This is a genomic window from Bradyrhizobium sp. USDA 3256 (assembly GCF_054058275.1).
On sequence record NZ_JBSSAE010000002.1, the window covers coordinates 1,001,615 to 1,027,938 of the forward strand.

Here is a 26,324-nt window from a genome sequence, read left to right on the forward strand (position 1 = left end):
GTTCGTTTTCCGCCACTCGTTGGCCGTCTATGAGGCCCTGCGGGCCGCGGACTCGCCGGCGCTGTCCGGTTTTTGACCGCCGCGCAAATCCTGTCAGGTTCAAAACACCTGCAATGATGAGCCGGTCACGAGCGTTTTTTCAGCGCATTCAGAACTTTATGGATTGGCGGCAGGCTTGGCATGCAGATTGCTGTTAAGCGCGCAGGAACACAGGATGGTGGACGAGTGCACGTAGGACGCACAAAAACCAGTAGAGGACTCTTTGCATTGAGACACTCGCGCTGGCCAGCCGGATGCGGTTCACACCAGCAGTGCGGTACTAAGCCCGCAGCGAGTTCGTTGAACTGTCAGCGAGGCGAACCACGAGTGCGTGGCCTATCCAGGACACGTCGCGCAAGCTCGAAATGTCGGGGCGACCAGATATGTCACTCCCGCATGTGACGTGAGCCTCCCCAGGGCTGCGCGATCCCTTACCGCGCTTCTGCAAGCGCGAGTGGCCGCCCCGGCTCTGGCATCGGATCGCTCGTGGATCGGGATCCGAATACGGGAGGTCCTGGCTTCAATCAACGCGCAGTTTCCCATCCACGACACATGAACGCGGACTGATCCCATGATCCCCTCTTTGTTGCTGCGAAGATGGTCAAGGGAAAGTTCGCCTACATGGCGAACGCGACCAACAACTTGTCGAACCGACGAACTCTCCGATCTCGCTGCTGCCAATAGTTGGCCCTTACACGGAGTTGCTCGTCAAGAATCGTTCTCTCTTCACGGCTAGGGTTCAAATGAGGTCTTCTCAAGCGTCTCAAGTTCAACTGGATCAGTCTTCGCAGATATTCTGCGAGTACTTGACTGAGCAAGCGCGAACTCTGTGTGGCCCGCATCCGTTCGCTGCGGAGATGTCTGAGGGCCAGGTTGCGGGCATGCTGCCTGAATACTTGGCGATGTCACAGGCGTTCCCTTACCTGCAGGCAGGTTCGCAAAAGGATCTCATATTTGATGCGATGCGTCGCAATCGAGACCTTCCGAGGGATATTGAACTAACCAGCGTGGTCGCAAATTTCATCTGTTGGGATGAGACGGGTGGTTATGGCCGAGTTCTCCGAGGCGGCAAAGCTGCGCTGCCCGATATCCTCGCCACTGAAAACTTCCACTCAAATCTGCTTAGAAAGGACGCATCGCGACTACTCGGCAGACCGATACAGCCCAGCTACAGCACTACAACGAAGCGATACCTGCATTCCATCTACACCGGATTGTCATCGAAAGACCCGTTAGTGCGCTGCGCCTACATGGTGGCTTTTGAGCTGCATGCTGCTGAAATGATCCAGTCGCTGTGGACCACTCTGGTCAAAATCTTTGATGTACGGTCTGACGATCTTGAGTACTTCCGCAGTCACGTCGGCGGCGACGATCCTGCCGAGAAGTATCACGGAGAAATGACGACCCGGCTCATTCGCGAACTTGTGCCTGCTGACGGTAATAGTCGTTTTTTGGATGAATTCGATCGAGCCTACCGGCTCAGCTTACAGTGGTGCCGCGATCTGCTGCGAATTGTCTCAGTTGAGGGAGACGGCCTTGCGGAGATCGAACACCATGGCCGTTGTCATTGTGGTTCCGTCAAGTTCTACGTCCGAGCGCCGCGAGATCTATCTGCGGTTCGATGCAACTGCTCGATCTGCCAAATGTCCGGGGTACTGCACCTGCTTGTGCCCGGCAATAAGCTCACGATTGAGTGCGGCGAAGAATTTCTCACCACCTATCAATTCAACAAGAATATCGCTCGTCACACGTTTTGCCGGATCTGCGGCGTAAAGCCATTTTATAGGCCGCGATCGAATCCATCCGGCTTCAGCGTGAACATTCGATGTTTGGATAAGAGAACGATCGAAAACATGAGAATAGAAGATTTCGATGGTGAGCATTGGGAGGAAGCGTTCCGCTCGACGCACGAGGATTGGGAAGCCAATCATTAGATCAAACCTTGGAGTGAAGCCGTATGGCCCGCGCAATGAATGATAGATCTCGTCTGCTTTCAGAGGAAGCTCTCACCAAATATCGTATAGAGCTGTTGGTGAAGGGTACGGTCGTGATCGCTCCCCAGACGTTGTTCACCCAAGATGATTTGGCGAGAATCGATCAGCTCCAGATGCAAATTCCCGAAGAGGAGGTGCGGTTGGGCGATGCTGGCGATTCGCACAATGTCTTTGTAAAGCGGGTGAGGGTGGATCCGCCCGGCCGCCCTCCTAGCAATGCGCATGGAAGAGCTACAGGACAGATCATCGAACTGCTCGAGAGGAAAGACCGCAGCTTTGCGCTGAAAAAGATCTTGGGAGCATCGTCAGATTACGTGATTCGCCGATGCCAAATGCATCGACTGCCTCCCGGTTCGTTTGTTGGCATTCATTTGGATGCTGAGAGCGACCCCGACTTCGACTACTCCGTGATTGTGCAGCTCGCGAGGGACTTTGAGGGGGGCGAGTTTGTGGTCTATCCGAGCGCGTACGAACAGCAGATATTTCGTCCGCCGCTCGGGGCCGTGCTTGTCACCACATGCAAGCTTCGGCATGAGGTGAAGCCCGTGCACGCTGGCGAGCGCCGATCGCTGGTGTATTTCTGTTCAAAACGCAGCGGCGCGAATCGCCGGAACATCGAAAGCTCTGCTGATGACTTATAGGAGCCTTTGCTGGAATGGCCTTCGAACCGGTTGAGATGGAGAGCCGGCCTCTGACAGACGCCGTGCGCTTCGGAGAGCGGACCTTGCGCCGTATCCTAAGTTCAGGTGGAATCCACTTCGAGCGAGACGAAGCAGATACTCACCTGACGTTCCCAACCGCCGGCGTGCGGGCACAGGCAGGGGTTCGAATGAACGGAGGAGTTTGAAACAGTGATTTCAATTGACCATTGCCAATAACGAGTGCTGCAGAGCGCGGGCAGTGGGCCTATCGCGCGCGATCACCAGGCACTCCACCGTGCCTGCATCTTGATCGACGGCAAGCGGAATCACGCCTTCCTTCCGTGTGCCATCGAATAGAAATCCATGCCTGACGAAACGATCAAGCGCAGCTTGGAGAGAACATGATGGGACGTTTCGCACGGATGAAATGACGTGGCGACCGGAATATTCGATGCCGAGCAGCCGGACGGCAATGCTGTGTAACACCGAACCTCCGCCCCATCGGCCGTTCGCTTCGTTAAAGAAAAGCCGGCCGTCGCTGGCGAAAATGCCGTCAATGTTGATCATTCCGCGGTATCCCAACGTTCGTGCGAGCTCCACAAATCGGTAGGCATGGGCCTGGGCGGCCAGCCATTGCTCGTTCGTCAGGTCGCTGGGAAGCTCAAGTCCTGTCCAGATGAGTGCCCGTTCGGATCGATCTTTGCTGCGACGTAGCCGTATGTTGCCGCTGTTGATGAAAACGATGGAACCATCCTCCTCTATCTCATACTCGAGATAGAACAGAGCGCGAGCCAAGTGGTACGATTCAACGACCAACGTCTTGCAGGATGCTGTTGTCAGCTCGGACCAAAGTGCTTCAGGATCAAGCGATGGCCAAGCAACCGCTCGGGTATCTCTTGCCCCAGGGAGTGGACCGCTTTCATTGCCGGTCAGGATGACATTTCCGACTCCGCCCGCTCCATTGTCCAACTTGACGATCACGCTGCCGCTCTCTGACCTCAAGGAAGTCACCGCTCTGAATAGTTCGTCTGGATTCGTGGTCGCGCATCCACTGGGCAGCGGGAGCGCGACACTTGTCGCCAACTGACGGAAGTGGCTCTTGCGGTTCAGGAGATCCGGCCCTCGCTGCAAAGCGAAGTCGTCCCCGCTCTGCGGGATGCCCAGCAGCGCCGCCAAGCGCGCTACGCCTTCACTAGAGTAGCAGGAATGGATTTTCCAAGATGAGAAATTCCGGCGAATATGGCCGTTGAGTCGCTCGACGAGCGTATTGGACAGCAGGGTGCAATCATTAAGAATCGGTGAGTCGCCGGTGCCTTCAGGCACAAGCGTAGAGAGACTCGAGGCATCGAAGTTGAGCGTCGCGCCAATGAAGAATAACAAGTCTGTCGGGATTGCTATCGGAGAGACTATTAGGTCACCCTCCTGTGCAAACCAGGCAGAGCGGCATGCGGAGTTGGCGGAAAGGGACAGTTGAGTTGCTGTCGGATCGCCGCCCGACATTTGAGCGGTCCCGGCATTCATGATTAAGACCCGAGGCAACGACGGTCCCCCAGGCACTTGGCGCGATCAAACACAGACCGCCATGCCAGCAACGATGAACTCGCAGCGGCGCATCGTATGTAGGTACTGACCGAAAGGCGGTATTGCGCCGTCTCGATATCTCTTTTGGTGTAGTTGGGAACTACGCCCAGCCAATCCGCCGATCTCAATCGTTGTCTCCTTGCGGGCTTGACTGCGTGTCGAGCACCTTCAGCATGAAGTGTTGGACCTTGCCCAACGCCGTTTTCGGCAGCTGTTGCGTGAAAATGATTTCGCGCGGTACCTTAAAACGGGCAAGCTGCGATTGGACATGCGCCAACAGCGCGTCGGCTCCGATCCGGGTCCTCGGTCGCCTGATCACATAGGCTATCGGTACTTCTTCCCAGCGCGGGTCCGGTCGACCGACGACGGCGCAGTCGGCGACATCGGGATGGCCCATGAGCACACGTTCCACTTCCGCCGGATAGATATTCTCTCCGCCGGAGATGATCAGATTCTTCTTGCGGTCGCGGATCCAAAAATATCCATCGGCGTCGCAGCGGCCGATGTCACCAGTGCGATACCAACCTTCACTAAAGGCCTCACGCGTCGCCTGTTGATCGCCCCAATATCCGCAGAAAACGTTGGGCCCGCGTACTGCGATCTCGCCTGGGATCCCTGGCGGCAACTTGGTGCCGACATCATCGATGATGGCTGCTTCGCAGCAAAGACCAGGCAGGCCGCTTGCGCCGTCAGGTACGGGATCTGCGCCGAGCTTGGTATACACAGCGATGGGAGAGGTCTCCGTGGAACCATAAACCTGTAAGACTGGCACTCCGCGCCTGACAAAACGCTCGACAAGGCGCTGAGGCACCATCGTCGATCCGGTACAGATTGCTTTGAGCGCGGATAAGTCCGTGCTTACCCACCGCGGATGGTCGGTTAGCGCTTGCATCATGGCCGGCACTAAGGCTGCTACCGTGGGCCGGTCCAGTTCGAATGCATCAAACGTTGCCTCTGGCGTAAAGCGGCTTTGGATAGTTATCGTCGCGCCGTGATGCAAACCTGGGGTCGTCTGGATGTTCAGGCCGCCGACGTGGAAGAGCGGCAAAACAGTCAAGGCGTGATCGGTCGAGGTTAGGTCATGCATATGCTGACTCATGACCCCGTTCCACAGCAATGCTTCCTGACGCAGCACAGCGCCTTTAGGTCGCCCTGTGGTGCCCGAAGTATAGACGATCAGAAGCGGGCAAGACAGGTCAGCACGCGGATTGCGTTCGCCACCACAGTCTCCGTCCATAAGGTCGTCCAACTTGCTTCCGCCCGGCGGCCCAAAGTCCAGTCCGACGAGGTAGATATCAGGAAGTTGCCGCGTCAGATCCGGCAAGACTGCGTTAAAGGACTGCTCAAGCATGAGCACTTTTGCCCCGGAGTCGGACAGAATGAAAAGCCGCTCGGCGGTCGCAAGGCGCCAGTTCAATGGGACGAGAATTGCGCCGAGCCGCGCGCAGGCATAAAGCAAGGTCAGATAGTCAGGCCGGTTGAGGCTGAGGATCGCGATCCGGTCACCTCTCTCGATGCCGAGTTGGCTCTTGAGGCCGCGAGAGACCCGCTCAATCCGTCGATAGAAGCCGGCGTAGCTCAGGGTCTGTCCCTCGAAACGGATCGCGGCTTTGTCGGGAGCATACGCAGCGTTGCGCTCGATCAATGTGCAGAGATCCAACTCATTCTCCGTGTCATTGTGCTTCGCAAGAGACGTTGGGTTCCGATGTAGTTCAGCCCGGGGTCCGGAATTACTTTGCCAGACCTCGATTGAGTGCTTCGGGTACCCGTCGCAAAGGCTATGATCACGTGGCCTTTAGCATGACGAAGCGGTTCTTGAGGATTGTCGTGGATTGCGAACGATCGACACTTTCGAAGTGTCTCAGGCACTTGATCCACTTGCTCTGCTGTGCTCGGCAGAAGTGGCGTGCATCTGCCCGTAGTGATAGGTACACCATGACGACTGTTTCTTGCCTGGTCTTTGACATACAGGTTCGCCGCACATATATGCTGATCTTGGATCTCCATCTTTGAAGCCGACAATGGCCCGGCATTGGCCTTCAATGTGGTCGATCAGCAGGACCTTCTTGACGCCGTCCGGCGCTTTCAACTTGCTGCTCCAAAATACCGCGCCATCTCTTCCGACGTCACGCCGAGCGCAACGTGCAGTTCAAGTCTCTTGAAAGCCTCGGCTGTCGCACGGGCTGCCACACGCTTACGCGAGGGGCGGGCCCTGCCGGTGACGGGAAAGTGGTGCAAACCGAGCGAAACGCCGGTTCTCCGAACTGAGGTCGGTACGGTGGTCTCGCCGTTCGGTTTCGAATTCGGGACGCGGCGGCACCCTGCAAGGGCTCGGGATCTACGCCGATCTCTTCCGGCATCACCGTCTCGTCGGCGCCTCGCTTTGGGATAGCCCCACAGCATCGGTTCCGGAATGTGGGGCCGTCCATAACTACTTTCGAGCCGTGGCGCTGCGATCAAGACTCGCTGCATGAGCATCTCGACCGACTCGCTGTCGCGGATGAGGATCATGAGCAACACCCAGCGTATGTTCTGATGAGGTGAGACATTCGCAATCCTTCACGATTCCGACGACAGAAGAAGACCCGCGTCGTTCTACGGATCGTACAACTTAACGTTACGTCCGATTCAAGCCCTTTCGGCAAAGCTCTCAGGTTTGTCGGGAAAGCGCTGCCAAGAGGCTTGTGTCGACGGCCATTCTGCGCCACGGTCTGCGTCAGAATGTCGCTTGAGACTAGGTTCGCGAGCGATGAGGCCGTGATCGAAACGCCCACGCTTATGCGATCGGGCATCCGTCGTCTTCGCAGCCGATAGCGGATGTAACGCCCGCTGCGCCGTCATTGAACCATTCAGTGCGCATCTGTCGGATGCACAGGGCAAGATCGGACGATCGTGTTCGACAAGTCGACCTCATGGCAGCTTATCATGTTGCGCCGTTCGAACCAGCCGCGCGTATGTGCAAGCGTACTTCATCCGGTGCACGTCGCGATCGCGGGCTCCTCAAGCGCGAAGATCATTGCAGCGTCTGATAGAGGCGATAGAGGAGCCGGGCGCGCGGCTCAATCGATGAAACGTAGAGTTGCTCGTAATGCGTATGGGCTCCCTTGCCGTCAACGCCGAGACCGTCGAGGGTCGCGGTGCGAGGCGCGGTGAAATTGCCGTCCGAGCCGCCGCCGCTGAAGACGTCGAGCAGCTTGAAGCCGAGCTCGGCGGCAAGGCCCTTGGCGTGTTCGTAAAGTGCGGCCCCGGCGTTGCTCTTCTCATACGGTGGACGGTTCAATTCGCCGGCGACCTTCACGCTGACGCCCTTGGTGCGCGAGGTGATACCAAGGATCTTCGGCACCAGCTCGTCGGCGTCAGCCATGGTCGGCACCCGCATGTCGACTTCCGCATAGGCGTCTTCGGCAACCACGTTGGGCTTGGTGCCGCCGCGGACGACACCAACATTGACGGTGACGCCGCGCTTGAGATCGTTCATCGCCTCCAGTGTCTGGATCACATTGCCGAGTTCCCGGATCGCGCTGCAGCCGTCTTCGGGGCGGGCGCCGGCGTGGGCCGGCGTGCCCTTGACGAAGACGTCGAAGCGCGCAACGCCTTTGCGTCCGGTGACTATCTTGCCGCCGTCGCGCGCGGGCTCGGTCACGAGCACGTACTTGGCCTTGCGACCCTCGGCCTCGATCAACGCCCGCGACGTCGGACTACCGGTCTCTTCGTCCGATACGTAAAGCTGGGTGATGCCGAGCGGAGGTCGGACATCATCGGCGCAAGCCTGCCTGAACGCGTGATAGGCGAGGTAGGCGCCGCCCTTCATGTCGTAGATGCCAGGGCCGAACGCCCTGTTGCCCTCGACCTTGAACGGCAAGCGCTCGATGAACCCCATCGGATGAACTGTGTCGAGATGGCTCAGCACGAGAATGCCCGGTACGCCCTGCCCCCAGGACGAGCGCGTGACCAAATGATCGCCGCGGCTGTGACGCCCCGCAACGCGCTCGACGGTCGCCGACAAGTCACGATAGCCCGACGCGACGAGATCAACCAGTTTGTTGACCTGATCCGGCCGTTCGGTCGGAGACTCGATTTCAACCCAACGGCGGATGCCATCGAGAATCACCGCGGTTTCGAACGGGTTGCTGGACATAGTTGTCTGAACCTTAGAATTCGACTTCATCGTTCGCAAAAGAAGGCCTTCGCGCTGGATCACAATGCGTCAGGTGAACCTCTGAAGTCTGGTCTTGCCGCAGGCAATAATGCCGCGCCGGTTGCAATAACGGACCTACCAAGGTTGGTAGGCGCGATTATGAAAGCTCAAGATTCCACACCGGTTTGGCAGTTCTCGCGAGCTGCAGACGTTTCAATCAGGAAGTTCCTTCGATAGCTGCGCCAATTACATTCCCTGGCATCAATCCAGCCGCCTCGTGGGTGCTAGCTGCCATCTTCCTGTCATTTCACGTTTCTGCGATCTTTCGGGGGGACCGGCAGGCAAGAATGTGCGCAGTTGCCACGCAAGGACCAGAACCTCCCTTGTGTAGGTGCGTGCTGGATTGACTAACCGCGGCGGTCGCGCAAGGATGTTCAGCGTGCGGGCCGCAAGCCGATGCAGTCCAGTTTGGTGTGCCAACAAATAATCCAGGAGAGAACGGCCGACGCAAATCTGCTTCGACCACAACTCCCGCGCGGTAGTCGTGCGGATCTCGCGAACCACGCGGGCACTGCTCGGCACTTTCTCGGTGGTCTCAGGGCCCTCTCAGGTTGGTGTCTCTAACCCCCGTGATGCCAACCACTCCGTCATGCAAGCCGCTTCAGCCTGGCGAGCGCGGCGAATAAGCCCGTCGCGTTCAACACCTGGCGGTGTACCACGTGGCTTCTTTTCGCAATCGCTCCGCTTCGTCACATGAGCGCTTATTGTCGAGCGGCTCAGTCCTGCACATCCCTCCGAGTTGCGTAGGCGGGAATATATCAGTCTCTCAGTCAACGGCGACCTACAGGCAGTGCCTTGGCGGTGATGTTTCAATGATCCCTTCCGGGAAAAGTTGCAAGGGACTTGCGACCCGCAGAAATCACGGATCAATCACTGGAAGGGAGCAGACGCTAAATCTTTGGGAGTGGCATTGATTGCTAATGGAAGTACGTCAACAGGTACGTCAATCCCCCTGCCACGCCAAAATGACGACGGCGAATAATCCAGGGCATGTCGCGGTGTTCTCTGTGTGCGTGCTTCATCAGCCGACGAGCCGCTTTCTCTCGAGTTTGCCCATTCATCTTTCATCGTTTGCTATTGCTCTCCCGTTGATCAGCCCGAAGGGGCGGCATGCGGGAGTTCTTCGTCGTCTATGGCCGCGCTTGTAGGGCTAGTCTAGTCGCGGTTCGCAAGCTCTTCCTGCAACGCATGTAGCGACGCAGATCACGAAAATGCAGATCATCTCTCCCTTAACTCGTCGTAGGCTCGCGTGAATGCAGCGCTGGCCCGAACAGGGCTGGGAAGTCGCACTCAATCAAGCAACAAGGTTCGAAGCGCGCCCCTGAAATTGATCAATGGATTGCCGTGACCTACGCGGGTCGCGATAACTCGGCCGATAAAGATGGTATGTGTGCCAATCACCTTGTGGTCGTACAAGACGCATTCGAGCGCACAAAATGCGTTCGGCAATAGCGGTACATCGAGAGCGCCCTGTTTCCAGGGCGCGGTATCAAAGCGGTGAATACCTTTCGCACCTCCTTGACCGCCAAAACGTAGCGCAAGGTCCTCCTGGTCAGTGCTGAGAAGACTGACGCCAAAACTGCGACTGGCGAGTATCCCGTCATGCGTCTCGGAGCCGGCATTTATGCCAACGAGCAGACACGGCGGCTCCATGCAAATGGAGGTCACAGAACTAACCGTCAGCCCCCGTCGTTCGGCGGCCGTTCCTGTCGCCACGATGGCGACACCACCTGCCAGATTTCGCATGGCCTGACGGAACTCTGTCGCTTGGACTGATGGAATATCCCGAATCCCAGGAACGGACTGGTGGCTCATGACCTGCCTCTGGAGTTGTACTCCAATTCTGGTGCTTCCGTTACGAGCAGATGACGTTGATCTCTTTGCATCTGCCATTGGGCGCGCTGTAATCAAATGGCTGCTCCATTTCGCAGGGTAGCTCAGCGCGAGGAGATTTCCTGCTTGCGAACGCCCTATCGATGGGCATGGCGGCGGCTCGCAATTTTTCTCGGGCGTCGATCGCGGCGAGGAATCCATGAGTAGTCGGCCGGATGTTCTCCGCATTTGGCAGCATCGGCACGTTAATGTACTCTCAAAAGAACACGCTTTTTCGCATCGAGAAGATGCTCATCGAGCGTCGCGTGCAGCGCACCTCGCAGCTCCGGCGGGATCGAGCCATCCGTGTCGATCAATTCCCGAAACTTTCGAATGATGTGTTCTATCGTGGCAATAGATCCGAGTGTTTCCATATCCTGTGAGGACATTCCCGCTTATCTCCTTTTGAGCGCAGCGCGCCCACTCCGTCGCGGATCCCGACTTCGACGGTGTGCCGCAACGGGCTCTTGCCGATGAAGAAGGGGCTCTCGCGCGGCGTGCTTAAGGCTAATTGCTTGATCAGGGCGCGGCCGGGCGCACACCGTCTTCGAGAGCTCGCAGAAGCAGCGCACATTCGTGGCTGCACTCCCTTCGCGCTTGTCAGAACGTTGGAACATCGACCAATTCGGCTGTCACGCATTCGAAACCGTGATCAGGCGCTTCAGTCGAGCGGCCGCGGCGCCGCGATCAAGCGAATCTTTCCCAAGTGCAACGCCTTCCTGTAGCGTCGAGGCCCGGCCGGCTACAATCAAAGCCGCCGCCGCATTCAAAAGCGCGGCGTCGCGAAATCGACTTGGTGCACCATCGAGCATGCTTTGCAGCGCGGCGGCGTCGGCATCGCCGCCTTCCAGCGCATCCTTGCGGCAGCGGGGGAGCCCGGCTTCTTCCGGCGTCACCTCGAACGTGCGGACTGTACCCGCCTCAAGCGCGGCTACAAAGGTCTGGCCGGTGAGGGTTATTTCGTCGAGCCCGTCCGAGCCATGAACCACCCATGCCGATTCCGCACCAAGGTTCTTCAACACGTATGCAAGAGGCTCGACCCATTCGCGAGAGGATACCCCGACGATCTGTCGCTTGACCCTGGCCGGATTGGACAGTGGCCCGATTAGGTTGAAAATTGTGCGGGTCCCAAGTGCGGTCCGAATCTGGCCAACGCGCTGCATCGCCGGATAATGGGCCGCCGCAAACATGAAGCCGATGCCGGCTTGGTGCACGCAACGCGCAACTGCCTCAGGCTCAAGATCGATCTTCACGCCGAGGCGCGCCAACACGTCTGCGGCGCCCGAACCTGAGGACGCAGCGCGGTTGGCATGCTTGGCAACAGGAACGCCGGTCCCGGCGACGATAAAGGAGGCGCACGTCGACACGTTGACCGAACACAAAGGACCGTCGCTCATGCCAGCGATATCGATTGGATCGCATGCCGCCTCGACCCGCGGCATTCTATTCCGAATCGCGGAGGCTGCACCCGTGACTTCTTCGACCGTTTCGCCGCGGACCCGCATTCCCATCAACAAGCCGCCGATCTGTGAGGGGGTCGCGTGACCCGACATCACGCTGTCGAAGGCTAACGCAGTTTCCTCACGCGTTAGAGTGGCGCCGTTGGCAACTTTGCCGATGATCGATTTGAGCGCTTCCATTGAACTTTACACGGTCCATCCAAAGCTTAGGCTTGTCCGTTCAACGGGCGGCTTTTCGTTGAAGAGACATGGCATTGGTGCATCGAAGCAGCTGGCTGCCCTGTACCCGGGCGGCTGATACTTCATTGACCCTTGCGTATCAGTTGGTTGAGCGAGGGGCCCGAAGTAAGGCTACAACCTGACGCTACGTGAGGGTCAAGCTCTCCATTTCATGGTGCGGTCCGGACTGATAACAGACAGTGCTGGCGCATGGACGCCAGCGCCAACATAATTGTCTCACGCCGGCGCCTGCCGCGGCTGCCTCTTGATCGCGGTGTTCCGACCCGGTGCACGGCATCTTTCCAAGCCTTTTGGCCTGGGGCGCTTCTTCACGGAGCGTTGACGCGGGCTTCTATTACCTGCTTCGGGTCGTTCGAAGCCAAACCTCTTGGTTACTGAATGTAACGCGCATTGCAGATGAAGATGCACAGCACGTAACGAACCGTACGCTCTACAGCTTTCATAGAGTGCTTGAAAGCTTCGTGGACCCGCTGGGGCCGCTAGTTCAAGCCAATCAGGGAAAAACTGCGCTCCAATTTGCGATGCCGATGGAGCACACGTCGATCTCGGCACCGCCAGTTGCGGAAGGTGGCATGACTCAATCCGCAACTCGTGTTCGGTCCTGCTTTACAGTCGGAATACCCCGTACTGCGGCGCGTCGATCGGCGTATTGAGCGAAGCGCTCAATGCAATCGCGACGGCGGTTCTGGTGTCGGCAGGATCAAGGATGCCGTCGTCCCAGATTTCGGAGGTCGCATAATAGGCGCTCGATCGCTCGTGATACTCTTCAAGAATTGGCTCTCGAATGGCTGCCAGTTGTTGTTCGGAGAGGCGTCCGCCCGCGCGAGCCAACTGTCGCGCCTTGACGTGGGTGAGCACGCCTGCGGCTTGCTCGGCACCCATCGCAGATATCTGAGAATTAGGCCAGCTGAACACAAATCGAGGATCAAACGCACGTCCCGACATAGCGTAAGTTCCCGCGCCGTGCGAGCTATTACAAACGATCGTAAACTTCGGCACGGACGCTCCGGAAACAGCCATGATCAGCTTAGCGCCGTCCTTGGTGATCCCACGTCGCTCATACTCGCGGCCAACCATGAAGCCCGTGACGTTCTGCAGGAAGAGCAGGGGCGTCCGATTCTTGTCGCATAATTGGATGAAATGAGCGCCCTTCAGCGAACTATCGCCGAACAGCACGCCATTATTGGCAAGGATCCCGACTTGATATCCATGAAGCCGCGCAAAGCCACACACGAGTGATGTCCCATAGCGGGGCTGGTACTCATGGAAGCGGCTCCCATCGACCAAACGGGCGATGATTTCTCGCATGTCGAACTGCGCTCGCGTGTCCGTTGGAATGATACCGTAAAGCTCCGAAGCACTGTAAACGGGCGGCTCAGGAGCCTCTCGATCGATCCAGGTCTTCGCCGGTTGGTGGAGGCGAGCGACGATGTCGCGTGCAATCGCAATCGCATGCATCTCGGAGCTTGCGACGTAATCACTGGTACCCGAGACGCTGGTATGCAGGAGGGCGCCGCCAAGGTCTTCGGCGGACACTTGTTCCCCGGTGGCAGCCTTTACGACCGGGGGGCCGCCGAGAAAAATCGCTCCCGTACCTTCGACCATAATGTTGTATTCACTAAGCGCAGGGACGTAGGCCCCTGCCGCAGTGCAGTGCCCCATGACGATGGCGACCTGCGGCACTCCCATCTTCGAGAGAATGGATTGATTCCGGAGTATTCGACCGGCATGGTAGCGATCCGCAAAGAATTCTGCCTGCAAAGGCAGGAATCCGCCGGCGCAGTCGCACAGATGAACCACCGGTAGACGGTTTTCGATGGCGATGTCTAAAGCCCGCACAATCTTCTTGACCGAGAGCGGATACCATGCACCGCTTTTCACGCTGGCATCATCGGCATGAACGATCACCTCCCGACCCGCCACAATGCCGATGCCGACAACCTGCGCAGCAGTGGGCACCTCGCCATCATATGCCTTGTTGGCGGCCAGCGTGGAAAGCTCCAGGAACGGAGTTTCCGGATCAAGCAAGGCCGCGAGTCGCTCGCGAACAAACAGTTTGTTTTGTCGACGCAGTCGCTCGAAGTCCCGTTCGGGCCGGTCGAAGCGGGCAGCGCGTTGCCGTTCCTTCAATTCGGCCGCTAATTGCCTGTTGTGGAGATCGTTGCGGCGAAACGCTTGCGAGTTCACGTCCGCTACGGAATCGATCCGCTGCATTTCAGCGCCCTTCCTTGGAGAGCGTGACCAGCACGGCATCATGCTCGAAGCTCTCGCCTTGCTCGACGTGAATCCGGTCGACGATGCCGTCCCGTGGTGAGCGTATGATCGTCTCCAGCTTCATGCTCTCAACCATCATCAGCGCCATTCCCGCCGAGACTGATTGACCAGGCGAAACGGTAATCGCAACAACGACGCCAGGCATCGGCGCCCGGGCGGTTAGAGGATGTATTTCGTCATTCGCGGGAGCGAGCGTTCGCAACGGGTCGTTGTAGCGCAAAACGCGGGTTCTGCCGCGTATATGTAGGTGAATGAGGTCGCCCTCGATGGCGAACCTGACCGGTTCACTCTCACCCGCAATGGTCAGGATGCCGCTACTCTCACTGTGATGAGTGAAGGCGACCGGATCAATCACTTGGTCTCGCAAATGGAGTCGGTAGCCCTGCTGGCTGGTTGAAAGCCATAGCCTATGATCTACGCGGTCGAGCTCGAATGAGTGATACACGTCAATTCCTCCAGTTGCCGAGTGTTGCGTGAAGCTCGGGCACGGCGTCAGCGGAAGCACGCACCGGTCTCGTCAGGAGAGCGGCGGATGCCAGGAACGCACGCAATCCGGTGGCAAAATTGTCCGCTGCGAGATGCGGATTTTCTTCAAGGTATCCAGTATGGAATTGACCGCCGAGAAATGTTTCGTCCGCCAGGATTCGGGCAAGCAAGTTAGCGTTGGTCTCGCACCCAAGTAGAACTAGCTCTCGAACGGCGCGATGCGCTTTCAGAGCAGCCTCTATGCGGCTCGGCGCATGCACGATGATCTTCGCGAGCATTGGATCGAATGCCGGCGTGATGTGCTGACCTTGCATAACACCGCTGTCGATCCGCACGCCGTCCGGAAATTCGAGAAGAAGTACTTTGCCAGTGGTTGGGACGTATCCGCGTTCGGGAGCCTCTGCGTACAGCCTGAGCTCGATTGCGTGCCCATTCGGAACAATATCGGATTGTGAAAGTGAAAGTTCGCGGCCCGCTGCGGCATAAACTTGTTCGGCGATCAGATCGACGCCGGTGATCATCTCGGTCACTGGATGCTCGACTTGAAGGCGCGTATTCATTTCGAGAAAGTAGAATGCGCCTTCGCTTAGAATGAACTCAACCGTTCCAGCATTTTGATATTGCGTTGCACGGGCGATGCCAACCGCGGCCTCGCAAATCCGCTTCCGCAATTCTGGCGATAGCGCGGGCGAGGGCGTCTCCTCGATGATCTTCTGGAAGCGCCGCTGCACCGAACACTCGCGCTCGAAGAGATGGACCAGGTTACCGAAGGCGTCACCCAGCACCTGCACTTCGATGTGCCGTGGGATTTCGAGATATCGTTCGACATAAAGTCGGCCATCTCCAAAGTAGCGACACGCTTCACTGCGCGCCTGCTCAATAGCTGCTTCCAATGCACTGAGGTCGCGAACAATCCGCATGCCCTTGCCGCCACCGCCCGCTGATGGCTTCACGAGCAGAGGAAATCCAACTGCTTGCGCTCTGGAAACGAACGTCGTCGGTTCATCTTCTTCGATGGCGCAGGGAACGACTGGAAAGCCGTTCCGCTGAACGAAATTGCGAGCCCGGATCTTGTCCCCCATGAGCTCGATGGCTTCCGGAGCAGGCCCGATGAAGGTAATGCCGGCCTCGATCACAGCCTTGGCGAACTCCGCATTCTCGGAAAGCAATCCATAACCCGGATGCAGCGCGCCGGCACTCGCCTTGCGAGCGGCAGCGATGATCTGTGCGAAGTCCAGGTAGCTCGCGACCGGCGTGCGGCCGCTGATCGGAATCGCCAAGTCGGCCATGGAGACGGCGGGGGTCAAGGCGTCAACCTCGTGGTAGGCAATTGCAGAACGAAGTCCAAGGTTCCGTAACGTTTTGATGATTCGTGCAGCTATCTCGCCCCTATTGGCGATCAGAACTGTATCGAAGGGTAATGTGTGCATTCGCCTATCCGGACAAGCCAGCTGTAGCCAGAGCCTCTGTCAGTTATGACACGATTGGTGCCACTCTCGATGGCCAGCGCTTGATCGGTTGCGCTGGTGGAAGGTCAGATTTGGTTCAATTCTGAGCGTGAGTTGGTCGGCACCGGCATGATCGGCGATCCTTCACTTTGGGTCGCCGTTTTTCTTGCCAGTATCTCGAGCGGAAATCACGTAGCGACACTGCTGGCTGAGACTCGCTTGCTTGGATCTGAGACAAGACGTGATGGCGACACGATCTGGTATGTGGCTGCTGCAAAGGCGGAACACGTCCTCCATACAAGCCTCTTTCTCCTCTGCGGTCGGCGCTTGGTCGCGCGCATTCACGTGCTCGGGGATTACTGCTGTCAATGCGATAGCAAGCGCGATCGCGCAGTGGCTGGCATTGGGGCGCGAAGCCAAACGGATTCGTTGAGTTTGAGTCATGATGTATCCTTTCAAGCTGGTGGGCAGCGGTTGTTGTTCCCTGCGCCAAACGCAAGTGGCCCTGTCAACCGGGAAGCAAGTCCGGGTGCGCAGTTCTCGTTATCTGTCAGGAAGCGTCTAGATTGTCGAAGGTGTTCCCCACGTGTCTACGATCGTACAATCTGACGCAGCGTGTGATTCAAGCCCCTTCGTGGATCCGTCTCAAGATGTGTGGAATGTGCATATTCCGTCTTACACGGATGCCTGCGCGAGGGCGCTTCGGAAGGAGGGATACACATCGATTGCTGTACGCCGGCTATGCATGACTGCGCGGCAGCGTAATCAACGAGATAAGCGTCGCTGTTACGTAATTGTACTTAGCGCCTTGTCTTAATTCGTTGATCTGAAAATTGCATGCTCGTCGCTATGAATCCGAAAAGCAAACTCTACGAGACCGATCACTGGCGAGGCCGCGCGGAAGCAACGCGAAAGAAGGCGGAAGCACTCGCTTACGGCAAATCCAGAGATAGGCTTCTTAAGATTGCCATGGAATACGACAAGCTGGTTCGGCATGCTCAAGACTGGCAGGCGCGCAGAAACGAGGACGATACGTTGTCCGATTGTGAGTTTTAACGGCTCGCTCCGTTCGGCAGAACGTCCCGCGGGTACATCGGCTCGCAATTTTATTGGCGGGGCAAATATCACGCAGCGTCTTGGCGCGGCCAAGTAGTGGCAGGTCTGCACGCGGGGCGAGCCGAGCCGTATGGCGGGGTCCCTGGGGCGAGGGACGGCGTGGCCGCGTGCAATATGCTGATATACAAACGTGCTCCTGTCGCAATGCGATCGCGACACTGGCGCGGCCGGCGGCCGATCCCTTTAGCCATTCTCGCGCGGGCTTCGCAAGGCACGTTTCCGTATTTTGTTGCGCATCTGGTCGCGGGTAATAGCCAATGTTAGCCGGTATGGTTGCGGGTACATCAGTTCGCGGAGTCGAAATGCCGTCCTCTTGTCTTTATTTCATTTGTGTCGCGAGAGGACCGCGTGTCGGGCCTAGGTCGCCGCCCAAGTGTGAACTTAGCCAGGTCAGTGCAAGAGGTCATCTCCACCTCTAAAATGACGGTGCGCCTGTTCCGTCCTCCGCACGGTTAGATCGGAAGCCGCGGCCTACGAGCGACTGTACCGAACCATTTGTCGTGACGTTGCCAGTGGGTCGAGTCGATTTCCTCATAGGAGGGCTGTGACAATCCAGCACATACCGGCCCAGAGCAGCGCATTTAGGAGCAGCCCGACCAGCGGCCACAGGTTCCATTTCCTGTGCGGCTGCCAAGGTCCGCAGTCTGTGCCGTAATGCTTGATCATGGGGTGCTTTGGTGTGCGCCAGTGCATCATTCATCCCATGACGCGCTGGCCCACGGAAATAGGCTCGTGTTTGCACGCTTCGGATCACTCATGAGTTTCGCAGTCTTCTTCCAAGGCTCGGGTATCAGAATTCTGTTCGCTGCGCGGCAGGTATCCAGCTAGGTGATTTCGTTCGCATTGTCGCTCAGATCGGAACACGTTGCGAAGAGCGCACCTGTTCAGCACTGCACTGCTCTGGACCAAACAAATGGCTCGTTTTGAATTGATACCCGGATATGGTGCGTCCTGTTGGCTTCGTGTTTCTTCACCCAGCAATCAGCATGCCGCGAGCGGAGAAGTGCAGGTGCCGCTTTGACAGAAGAAAAAATGGTGTCTGTCGGGTCCAGTGCCGTGAACTAGCTGCCCGTAGTCGAATTCGCGACACCGATGTCTGAAGGCGAACACCTGCAGATAAAGGGTAAATGCGTCGCCAGCGCCATACCGCGGCGACAATGCGTTAGGTGCTGCATTGCGGTGACGCTCCGAAAGATCCGCGTTGATCGCAGTTGGGTCTGACGAAGTGAATCAGGCTAGTCTCCTTCCCTGACCGCTAGCTTACGAAGAGCCGCTGAGATCGCGGCACCAGGGCTAGGTGTTAGCAGCTCACTCAAGGACATGTTCGGCCCAGCCGTCTGCAGCTTTGATGCGAGCTGGTTTGCGCTCATACAGCGCGACCATGGTCACATAGATGACGCATTGGCACTGTTTCAGACCACGTGAAGCGAGCGCTGCGACCCTATCGAGTACCAGATGGCAGCACGGGCCGAGGTGCCGTCGCCCTCGAATCACAGTGGCGGCGGCGCGCGGGTTTGCGAGCCACAATCGAATCCACAAGCAAGTATCACATGCGATCAAATGGAGCTGCCGGGATGACGATCGATCTATCGGCGACCATGATCGGCCCATTTCATATGTTCAAGCACATCGACAGACGATCTCAACGGGCAGGGCAATCAATACTTGTTTGGAGGTGCCGAGGCTCAAGGGCTCATCTGCCTTGAAGGCGTTTCTGTTCGGCGATGTGAGGTCAGGCCTGCCGGCATCGATGGGCAAGAGGGCCCGTGCGAGCCTTGACCTTGCGACGGAGTCGTCCACGGATCTTGCCCGTCGGGTCACCATGAGTGTGGAACTGGGTGATTCGCATCGAATTGCACGGCTCGCGTTCAAGCAATCGGAAGCCGTGAGGGTGTTCGTCGCGTCCTCAAAGCAGGATGTGAGCCGCCGAAAATCAATAATAGGAGAGCAAGTGATGATGGACATCTGCGGCTTTCTCAGCAGATGGTTCGCTGAAGAGCGGTTTTGGAACGCTGCGTTGAGGACCGAAGTGGCGCGGGTTAATGAGTTGCCAGACAACGTCGTCTATGTCGACTTCAAAGCGATCCGCGAGGCAAAGGAGGGGACGTGCGAGCGCAGATCATAGAAAGGCTTGAGGCTGGCCGGGTAAAATACGGCCAGTTCGCCAGTGTACCCGGATCAGGCCCTTGCGGCTTGTTTCTTGTGCAGGGGCCTTGCGGGTGTGAGCTCAAGATCAGTGGATTAGTCCGTCCTAGCTGGGAGCATGTTGCTGTCTCGACGCCGCGGCGTTGTCCAAACTGGGAAGAGATGTGCTTCGTAAAAGACCTCTTCTGGGACGAGGAGGAGTGCGTGATGCAACTGCATCCGCCACATTCGCAATATGTGAATAACAGCCGATATTGCCTGCACCTGTGGAAGCCTACTCATCGGGACATCCCAATGCCGCCGCCAAGCTTTGTAGGCGTCGTTGGGCTAGGACCATCCGAAGCGGCCATGTTATTTGGACGGATGAGCGCGACAGCATGACGTTGTGTCGACAATTCCGCATGGAAGAGGTGCGCTGGGCCCGAGCAGAAACGTCGGTCCTGCGCCGCCGGAAGGCTGCGCGACCGGCGGACATGTCCGGCTTTTCTGCCAGTTGCAAGGTGCGGGGTTTCTGAGCCTGAATGTTGCTGTCGGGCAGGAGACTGTGCACTCAGCCGGCACGAGATGTCCCATATGCACCGGCGGCCGGGTCCATGGTGGACAGAACGACAGGATTGGATCGTTTCTCGCGGCGTTCGAACCGGTGCTCGTGGAAGCCGCGCTGAACGTGGGGCGCGAGCAGCATCTCCTGGAAGGCGGCAACTTCAACCAGAGCCGCAAGCTCCTCGACCATCGCCGAACGGAGCTGGCTAAGCAAAAAACGCTAGACTCACAAATAGCCCTCGGTGCGATAGCGTTTTCGGGTTCTTTCTGCTCGTCAGTTCGTCGTCAGCTTGCTGCAATATCGTTCGCGCGCGGGACATGAAAAGCCCGTACTCGCTTTGGGGAAACGTACGCTAAGACAGGCGAACAATCATGTATAATCGAATTGGTGGCCAATCCACGCGCCCTGAACAAGCTGACGAGCCGAGCCCGTCGATGGATAGTGATAACTTTGCGCAAGCGCTTACGGATCTCGCCCAACGGCAGAGATCGCCATCTGGGGAGTGGTCCGACCAAATGGGGCTCTGCTGCAGCAAGCCACATACCTCAGACGCAAACGTTTATAGTTCAGTCTCCTCAGACCCCAGCACATCCTCTCTGTCTTCCAGCCCAAATCCATCCTCTCCGGAGAGGCCGGTCCGTCCACTGTTCCAATACAGGACTGCTGAATTACCTGGGGCCAATGTCAACGGGATCTGCGTCGGTCTGACCGCGGAGTGGCTCCTCAGCCTCCAAGGCAGCCCCTCATCCCGAATGAGAGCGCTGGTCCCGGGCGCTGAAAACCACGCCTCGGCGGCAGTGCGGCAGCAGCGGTATGAAGATCTCAAGACTCGATTGCAAAATAGTAGGGGAGGTTCTCACAATCTTCAGGCAAGAAGCGCAATGCTGCGCGAAGCAGGCTTGGACCCATCCGACGAGCAGACGCGATATAGGTTTGGCTCATCTTCGCGCATTGCCCAGATAGTTAACGAAGTCATCGCCGACCCATCGATCTATTTGCTCGGCCTGCGTTTCGCCGCAGGTGGCGCGCACACAATCGCAACGTCGACATCGAATCGAATGACCACCCTCTTTGATCCCAACTATGGCGAGTTTACTGTTCGGTCAGATCAGATGAGTGAGTTGTTCAAAAGCCTCGCTGACCGTTACAGAAATCTGAATGGACTCGATATATCAACGATCGTCACACAAAGGATGGCCTGAGCCGTTTCAGAGCTTCGTCTTTCACTCAGTTTAGTGCTCCGCAGTCGACCGGCAGCAGGCTTCCCAAAACGGCTAAAGGCGGCCGGGAGCAAGGACACGGGACCTGCAGAGGCGGCCGAAAGGGCTGGCCGCGAAACAGTCAGCAGAATTCATTCGCCAGAGCCGTCGCGAAGTATGAAGCGACGGCTCGAGTTGATTTGCCCGGTCCCAACGGACTGACTGAACGTCAGATCCCCACCCAACCTCGTAAGACGGCGAATGCACGATCGAGGGAAAATCGATCTGTTTCAAGCTCGCCTGATCGGCTCAGAACGAAAAAGTAACTGCATCAAAGCTGCTCAGAGTCTTCGTCGGACGTACCTCTGCCTGAACAGCACGACCCCACCCGAGCCTGCATCCGCGACATCACCTTTCCCGTGACTCACGATCGCGCCGTGCAGGTGCGCTTGTCTTGCCGATTCCCGTCAGCTTCCCGAAAGCTAAGTCTCTTAGCATAAGACCCACGTCTCGATAGTGATGCCGCCTATGACTGAACTGGTAGCATTACCGGCCGCGCGGATCAGCAAGAGATATGTTCAACATAGAAGGAGAGCTGTATGGATTTTAACCCGATCGACGGCGGCGGATCCCCGGGGTCTCCAGGGGCGTACAACTGGACACACGAGGATCACGATCTATTTAGTCGGATCATCAATGAACCCGGACCGTCGTCGTCCGCCGCGCCTGAGGAGACGGCATATGACGTCTCATTCGGCGTTCCCGAGAAGTTTCCCCACGGCTCCCAATCAGCCCCGGACCGAATGGTCGAGAGACTGAGCCACTTGGGTCTTCTGCCTGACGCCGACCAGCCGACCATGACCTATGAGATCCAAGGGCACCGCTACACGGCCGCGTTGGACCCGTCTAACGGAGTTCGTCTCATCCATAACCCTCCGGAAGACCCAAATGTTGGGGCCGGGCCGGCAGGGTTGCCAGACTTCGGAGCATTTATCTTGGAGACCCGGCGCCGGGGTTTCCCGCTTCCGGAGCAGTCGGCGCCCCTAGCCCCTAATCGAGAAGTTGCGGGAAACGGGTTTCATGCCTACCCCGAGTAACCCAACAACCTTTGCGCTCAATGGTCGCGCTTACAATGCCGAGTTAATGGACGGAGGCTTCGTTAGGCTTAGGCGGGCGGGGTGAGAGACTCTGGGCAATTGTTGAACCAGCGGAACTGGGCTTGCTAGAGTTTTGCGGCCATTCGGTTCGAACTATGTCGACAGTTCAGAGCTCACAATGGACTGTCCGCGCCGCCAACGGGTGCGCAGCATCGGCCCCTGCGGATCGCGGCTGTCATCGCTGTAGCCGAAGCCTCGGCGAGGAATAAGCCTCCGAGGACGGACGTCTTTGCGATGGTCTGAGGAGAAGAAGGCGCGGATTGTTTTGGAGAGCCTGTCAGAGCCGCGCCTGGTTGCGGCGCCCTCTCGCCTCGCTGTCGTAGAACACCGCCACCGGTGGATCTCGCCCCCCGAAGGACCGATCGTCGCGAACATAAGTCCAAATCCGCCCGGTATCTGCTTTCCCTTTCGGTTGAGCAGATAATTGATCGGCCTAATCACGTTGGACGAACGCGAGAACCCGGCAGCTTCCGCGTGGCGGTGGTGTTCCGTGCGAAGCGCGCCGATCGGGTGAAGATCATCGTTTGGGATGGCAGTGGCCTTGTGCGGTATTGGAAGCGGCTTGAGGGCAGTGCCTTCAAGTGGCCGCCCGTTATTGACGGCGTGATGCGGATGAATGCCGCGCAGCTGTCGGCGCTTCTGGCCGCCGCTTCCGTGTCCTGACCGTGGTCGACGACTGCACCCGCGAGTGTCTGGCGCTGGTAGCCGATACCTCACTCTCCGGCACTCGGGTGGCGCGGGAACTGGATCGGCTACTGATTGAGCGCGGCAAGCCGAGGATGGTAGTCAGTGACAACGGCAGCGAGCTCACCAGCAACGCCATCCTGACCTGGGCCGATCAGAGCCGCGTCGCATGGCATTACATCGCGCCGGGTAAGCCCATGCAGAACGCCTTCATCGAGAGCTTCAATGGCCGGCTGCGGGATGAACTGTTGAATGAGACGCTGTTCACGTCGCTGGTTTGAGGCAAAGCTTGATCACCTTGCGCAGACGAGTGACACCGCGAAGGCTTTGCGCTATGCGCTGCGTCATTGGAACGGCTTGACGCTCTACCTTGATGACGGGCGCATCGAGATGGCCACGAATGCTGTCGAGCGCGCGATGCGGCCGTTCAAGCTTAATGCCAAGAACTCACTTTTTGCCAGTTGCGACGAGGGCGCCGAGAGTTGGGCAGTACTAGGTGTTTTGTCCCAAGCTTTGATGGTGCATCCTTATCGCGCGATTCGAAGGAAGCGCTATGGGACAAGTTTTACACGGCTGCGCCAGGACGACGGAGGCAGTCCGTCGAGCAATACAGAATAGTCAAGAGAGCCTGAGAACACTCGCCAAGCGCTACGGGATCAACCAGAAGACTGTCGCGAAGTGGAAGCAGCGCGACACCGTCGCTGATCTTCCGACTGGCCCAAAGGAAGCCAAGTCGACTACCCTTTCCATCGAGGAGGAGGCGATCATCGTCGCTTTCCGGCGGCATACGCTATTGCCGCTCGACGATTGCCTCTATGCGCTGCAGCCGACCATCCCGCATCTGACGCGATCATCCCTGCATCGCTGCCTCCAGCGCCACGGCATCAGCCGATTGCCGGAGGTCGAAGGCAGCAAGCCTCCGAAGAAAAAGTTCAAGGCTTACCCGATCGGTTATTTCCACATTGACATTGCTGAGCTCCAGACCGCTGAAGGCAAGCTCTACCTCTACGTCGCGATCGATCGCACCAGTAAGTTCGCCTTCGTGCAATTGGTCAGCAAGACGGGAAGGACCTCCGCCGCGGCCTTCCTCAAAGCTCTAATCGCGGCTGTCCCCTACAAGATCCACACGGTTCTCACCGACAATGGGATCCAGTTCACCTTCCCGCCGCGCTACGCAGACGGCCCGACGGCAAGATATGTGACACATATGTTCGATATGCGCTGCCAAGAGAATGGCATCGAACATCGGCTGACTAAGATCAAGCATCCCTGGACCAATGGCCAGGTCGAACGCATGAACCGCACGATCAAGGAAGCGACCGTCCAACGCTATCACTACGATCGACACGATCAGCTCGAAGCTCACCTTGCCGACTTCATCCGCCGCGACCTCCGTTACCGGACAATCTTCCGATCGAACGCGTCGTCGAACCCGCTCCTTGCGTATGTGGCAAGTGCGGCAGCGAGCGACTGCACAAGCTCGGCGAGGTGGTATCGAAGACCCTGGAATGCGAGCCGCGGCGCTGGAAGATTATCGAGCATGTCCGCGAAAAGTTCTCCTGTCGAGATTGCGAGGCGATCACAGAGGCTCCGGCGCCCTTCCATCCGATCCCGCGAGGCTTTGCCGGGCCGAACCTGCTGGCGATGGTGCTGGTCAACAAGTTCCTGCTGCATCAGCCGTTGAACCGACAGAGCAAGACCTATGCCCGCGAAGGGATCGAGATCGACGTCTCGACCTTGGCGGATCGGGTCGGCGCCTGCGTGGTGGCACTCGATCCCATTATTGAGGCCATCCGGATCCACGTCATGAGCGCGGAACGCATCCACGCCGACGATACGACGGTGCCGGTACTGGCCAAGCTTAAGACGGTTACCGGCCGGATCTGGACCTATGTTCGCGATGACCGGCCGTTTGGCGGCACAGGTCCGCCGGCGGCCCTGTTCTACTACTCACGCAACCGGGCTGGAGAGCACCCGCAAAGCCATCTTGCCGGCTATGTGGGCCTGATGCAGGCCGACGCCTTTGATGGATATAACCAGCTCTACAAGGCGCAAAGGAAGCCAGCTCCGATCCTTGAAGCGGCCTGTTGGAGCCACGGTCGCAGAAAGTTCTTCGACCTGGCGAAATCTGGAGAGGCGCCGATTGCCAGCGAGGCCGTGCGGCGCATCGATATCCTGTTCGAGATCGAGCGCACTATCAACGGCAAAACGCCAGAACAGCGGCTTGCGGTACGTCGAGAGAAGTCCGTGCCGATCGTTGCTGATCTTGAGATCTGGATGCGCCAGCAGCGGACCTTGCTCTCCTCAAACAATGATACCGCAAAGGCGATCAACTACCTGCTTAACCGCTGGGCGGCGTTCACTCGCTTCTTGGACGATGGCCGTAAGCGGAAAAGAGACCCCGTCTGGCGCAAGGGGTGAGCAATCGGCTATCGGCTGCTGAGTTTGTGAGCCGATGTGAGCTTCTATGTCTGCGCCTAGTTCTGGAACTAGAACCTTCCATATGATCGAAGCGGTCGCCGACCGTCTTGAGGGAGCGCCGCGGCAGCTTCGTCGACGCTGGTCGGACGAGTTCAAGGCGCAAATTGTGACAGAGGCGCTGGAGCCTGGCGCGAGCGTATCGGCGATCGCTCGTCGGATCGGCATTCACCCGTCGCAGCTGTTCGCGTGGCGCCGTGACGCTCGGGCGGAACGACATTATCGCGAGCGGCACTCGAGTTGCGGGGGTGAGATGGCGTCTGTGTCAGGCGCGGTGATCGAAATTGCCATTGGCGAGGTGATCGTGCGCGCCGGCGTGGACGTCGACGAGGCGCAGCTACAGCGGGTGATCCGGGCGGTACGTTCGGCATGATCCCCTCCGGCGTGAAGGTGTTCCTGGCCAGCCATCCCGTCGACTTCCGCAAGGGTATCGATGGGCTTGTTGCGCTGGTGCGCGATGCGGGCTCAGATCCGTTCGACGGTGCGCTTTATGTGTTCCGGGCCAAAAGAGCCGACAGAATCAAGATCGTATGGTGGGATGGCTCCGGCGTGTGCCTCTATTTAAAACGTCTCGAGAAGGCGAGGTTCTGCTGGCCGCGGATCGGACATCATCGGGTACAGATGAACCCCGCGCAGTTGATGGCACTGGTGGATGGGATGGACTGGAAGCGGGTCCGGACCGTGGCGGTCAAGCGGCCGGAGATTGTTGGGTAAAAGCACTGCGGCGAAGTGAATCAGCGGCCTGAAAGGGCAAGAGAAACGGAGCAA

20 protein-coding genes and 4 pseudogenes are annotated in these 26,324 nt (G+C 58.0%); 13 read left to right on the top strand and 11 right to left on the bottom strand.

The window, feature by feature from the left end:
• Positions 1–896 precede the first annotated feature (896 nt).
• Positions 897–1,973, top strand: coding sequence for a GFA family protein (locus tag ACVWY5_RS06330; protein WP_321177115.1), 1,077 nt, complete (start codon positions 897–899; stop codon positions 1,971–1,973).
• Positions 1,974–2,071: 98 nt separating this feature from the next.
• Entirely contained in the window at positions 2,072–2,674 is a 603-nt protein-coding gene (locus ACVWY5_RS06335; protein WP_456671657.1) for a 2OG-Fe(II) oxygenase, read from the top strand.
• A gap of 216 nt (positions 2,675–2,890) precedes the next feature.
• On the opposite strand, the gene ACVWY5_RS06340 is transcribed toward ACVWY5_RS06335, so the two are convergent.
• The 10 genes from ACVWY5_RS06340 to ACVWY5_RS06385 form a co-directional block, all read right to left on the bottom strand.
• On the bottom strand, positions 2,891–4,174 hold the full coding sequence (locus ACVWY5_RS06340) for a preATP grasp domain-containing protein (RefSeq protein WP_456671658.1): 1,284 nt from the start codon (positions 4,172–4,174) through the stop codon (positions 2,891–2,893).
• Between the two features lie 205 nt (positions 4,175–4,379).
• Positions 4,380–5,915 (bottom strand): class I adenylate-forming enzyme family protein, encoded by a 1,536-nt coding sequence (locus ACVWY5_RS06345; protein WP_028337434.1) that lies wholly within the window; start codon positions 5,913–5,915, stop codon positions 4,380–4,382.
• Positions 5,916–7,268: 1,353 nt separating this feature from the next.
• Positions 7,269–8,393 (bottom strand): M20 family metallopeptidase, encoded by a 1,125-nt coding sequence (locus ACVWY5_RS06350; protein WP_028337435.1) that lies wholly within the window; start codon positions 8,391–8,393, stop codon positions 7,269–7,271.
• A 1,350-nt stretch (positions 8,394–9,743) separates the two neighbouring features.
• On the bottom strand, positions 9,744–10,268 hold the full coding sequence (locus ACVWY5_RS06355) for a flavin reductase family protein (protein ID WP_321177113.1): 525 nt from the start codon (positions 10,266–10,268) through the stop codon (positions 9,744–9,746).
• Positions 10,269–10,531: 263 nt separating this feature from the next.
• Entirely contained in the window at positions 10,532–10,714 is a 183-nt protein-coding gene (locus ACVWY5_RS06360) for a hypothetical protein (RefSeq protein ID WP_080667282.1), read from the bottom strand.
• Between the two features lie 243 nt (positions 10,715–10,957).
• Positions 10,958–11,965, bottom strand: coding sequence for an anthranilate phosphoribosyltransferase (gene trpD, locus ACVWY5_RS06365; protein ID WP_028337437.1), 1,008 nt, complete (start codon positions 11,963–11,965; stop codon positions 10,958–10,960).
• A 666-nt stretch (positions 11,966–12,631) separates the two neighbouring features.
• Entirely contained in the window at positions 12,632–14,239 is a 1,608-nt protein-coding gene (locus ACVWY5_RS06370; RefSeq protein WP_028337438.1) for an acyl-CoA carboxylase subunit beta, read from the bottom strand.
• A 1-nt stretch (position 14,240) separates the two neighbouring features.
• Positions 14,241–14,744, bottom strand: a complete 504-nt coding sequence (locus ACVWY5_RS06375) for an acetyl-CoA carboxylase biotin carboxyl carrier protein subunit (RefSeq protein ID WP_038377942.1) — start codon at positions 14,742–14,744, stop codon at positions 14,241–14,243.
• Between the two features lies 1 nt (position 14,745).
• Positions 14,746–16,215, bottom strand: a complete 1,470-nt coding sequence (locus ACVWY5_RS06380; protein ID WP_028337439.1) for an acetyl-CoA carboxylase biotin carboxylase subunit — start codon at positions 16,213–16,215, stop codon at positions 14,746–14,748.
• Positions 16,216–16,377: 162 nt separating this feature from the next.
• Complete coding sequence (locus ACVWY5_RS06385; RefSeq protein ID WP_321177112.1) at positions 16,378–16,677, bottom strand: hypothetical protein; 300 nt, start codon at positions 16,675–16,677, stop codon at positions 16,378–16,380.
• A 393-nt stretch (positions 16,678–17,070) separates the two neighbouring features.
• Here ACVWY5_RS06385 and ACVWY5_RS06390 point away from each other — a divergent pair, with 393 nt between their 5' ends.
• The 3 genes from ACVWY5_RS06390 to ACVWY5_RS06400 all read left to right on the top strand — a co-directional run bounded on the left by ACVWY5_RS06390 (position 17,071) and on the right by ACVWY5_RS06400 (position 19,875).
• Entirely contained in the window at positions 17,071–17,289 is a 219-nt protein-coding gene (locus ACVWY5_RS06390; RefSeq protein ID WP_028337440.1) for a hypothetical protein, read from the top strand.
• A 1,762-nt stretch (positions 17,290–19,051) separates the two neighbouring features.
• On the top strand, positions 19,052–19,474 hold the full coding sequence (locus ACVWY5_RS06395; protein WP_321177111.1) for a hypothetical protein: 423 nt from the start codon (positions 19,052–19,054) through the stop codon (positions 19,472–19,474).
• Positions 19,475–19,551: 77 nt separating this feature from the next.
• Complete coding sequence (locus ACVWY5_RS06400) at positions 19,552–19,875, top strand: DUF7694 domain-containing protein (RefSeq protein WP_456671766.1); 324 nt, start codon at positions 19,552–19,554, stop codon at positions 19,873–19,875.
• A gap of 169 nt (positions 19,876–20,044) precedes the next feature.
• Here the strand turns inward: ACVWY5_RS06400 and ACVWY5_RS06405 are convergent, their stop codons facing one another.
• Entirely contained in the window at positions 20,045–20,227 is a 183-nt protein-coding gene (locus ACVWY5_RS06405; RefSeq protein WP_028337441.1) for a hypothetical protein, read from the bottom strand.
• A 326-nt stretch (positions 20,228–20,553) separates the two neighbouring features.
• On the opposite strand from ACVWY5_RS06405, the gene ACVWY5_RS06410 reads away from it, so the two are divergent.
• The 8 genes and pseudogenes from ACVWY5_RS06410 (at position 20,554) to tnpB (ACVWY5_RS06445) (ending at position 26,270) form a co-directional block, all read left to right on the top strand.
• Complete coding sequence (locus ACVWY5_RS06410; RefSeq protein ID WP_321177607.1) at positions 20,554–21,240, top strand: YopT-type cysteine protease domain-containing protein; 687 nt, start codon at positions 20,554–20,556, stop codon at positions 21,238–21,240.
• Positions 21,241–22,904: 1,664 nt separating this feature from the next.
• On the top strand, positions 22,905–23,057 hold the full coding sequence (gene tnpB / locus ACVWY5_RS06415; RefSeq protein WP_321177608.1) for an IS66 family insertion sequence element accessory protein TnpB: 153 nt from the start codon (positions 22,905–22,907) through the stop codon (positions 23,055–23,057).
• Positions 23,036–23,353: pseudogene (locus tag ACVWY5_RS06420) on the top strand (DDE-type integrase/transposase/recombinase); the annotation flags it as partial. The gene tnpB (ACVWY5_RS06415) and the pseudogene ACVWY5_RS06420, both read left to right, overlap by 22 nt.
• Positions 23,346–23,615: pseudogene (locus tag ACVWY5_RS06425) on the top strand (IS66 family transposase); the annotation flags it as partial. The pseudogenes ACVWY5_RS06420 and ACVWY5_RS06425, both read left to right, overlap by 8 nt.
• Before the next feature lie 16 nt (positions 23,616–23,631).
• Positions 23,632–24,459 (top strand): annotated as a pseudogene (locus ACVWY5_RS06430) (IS481 family transposase); the annotation flags it as partial.
• Positions 24,450–25,463 (top strand): annotated as a pseudogene (tnpC, locus tag ACVWY5_RS06435) (IS66 family transposase); the annotation flags it as partial. The pseudogenes ACVWY5_RS06430 and tnpC, both read left to right, overlap by 10 nt.
• Positions 25,464–25,581: 118 nt before the next feature.
• Positions 25,582–25,929, top strand: coding sequence for a transposase (locus tag ACVWY5_RS06440; RefSeq protein ID WP_028352414.1), 348 nt, complete (start codon positions 25,582–25,584; stop codon positions 25,927–25,929).
• Positions 25,926–26,270 carry an IS66 family insertion sequence element accessory protein TnpB gene (gene tnpB / locus ACVWY5_RS06445; RefSeq protein WP_028338262.1) on the top strand — a complete coding sequence of 115 codons (345 nt, stop codon included), beginning with the start codon at positions 25,926–25,928 and terminating at the stop codon, positions 26,268–26,270. The genes ACVWY5_RS06440 and tnpB (ACVWY5_RS06445) overlap by 4 nt, the downstream gene beginning before the upstream one ends.
• The last annotated feature ends 54 nt before the right edge of the window (positions 26,271–26,324 follow it).

Coding starts and splice junctions, on each gene's coding strand:
- ACVWY5_RS06410 (WP_321177607.1), top strand. CDS start 20,554: ATGGGGCTCTGCTGCAGCAAGCCACATACCTCAGACGCAAACGTTTAT.
- ACVWY5_RS06350 (WP_028337435.1), bottom strand. CDS start 8,393: ATGTCCAGCAACCCGTTCGAAACCGCGGTGATTCTCGATGGCATCCGC.
- ACVWY5_RS06440 (WP_028352414.1), top strand. CDS start 25,582: ATGATCGAAGCGGTCGCCGACCGTCTTGAGGGAGCGCCGCGGCAGCTT.
- ACVWY5_RS06355 (WP_321177113.1), bottom strand. CDS start 10,268: ATGAGCCACCAGTCCGTTCCTGGGATTCGGGATATTCCATCAGTCCAA.
- ACVWY5_RS06370 (WP_028337438.1), bottom strand. CDS start 14,239: ATGCAGCGGATCGATTCCGTAGCGGACGTGAACTCGCAAGCGTTTCGC.
- ACVWY5_RS06390 (WP_028337440.1), top strand. CDS start 17,071: ATGCTCGTCGCTATGAATCCGAAAAGCAAACTCTACGAGACCGATCAC.
- ACVWY5_RS06360 (WP_080667282.1), bottom strand. CDS start 10,714: ATGTCCTCACAGGATATGGAAACACTCGGATCTATTGCCACGATAGAA.
- tnpB (WP_028338262.1), top strand. CDS start 25,926: ATGATCCCCTCCGGCGTGAAGGTGTTCCTGGCCAGCCATCCCGTCGAC.
- ACVWY5_RS06380 (WP_028337439.1), bottom strand. CDS start 16,215: ATGCACACATTACCCTTCGATACAGTTCTGATCGCCAATAGGGGCGAG.
- ACVWY5_RS06330 (WP_321177115.1), top strand. CDS start 897: ATGTCTGAGGGCCAGGTTGCGGGCATGCTGCCTGAATACTTGGCGATG.
- ACVWY5_RS06340 (WP_456671658.1), bottom strand. CDS start 4,174: ATGTCGGGCGGCGATCCGACAGCAACTCAACTGTCCCTTTCCGCCAAC.
- ACVWY5_RS06385 (WP_321177112.1), bottom strand. CDS start 16,677: ATGACTCAAACTCAACGAATCCGTTTGGCTTCGCGCCCCAATGCCAGC.
- ACVWY5_RS06405 (WP_028337441.1), bottom strand. CDS start 20,227: ATGGTCGAGGAGCTTGCGGCTCTGGTTGAAGTTGCCGCCTTCCAGGAG.
- trpD (WP_028337437.1), bottom strand. CDS start 11,965: ATGGAAGCGCTCAAATCGATCATCGGCAAAGTTGCCAACGGCGCCACT.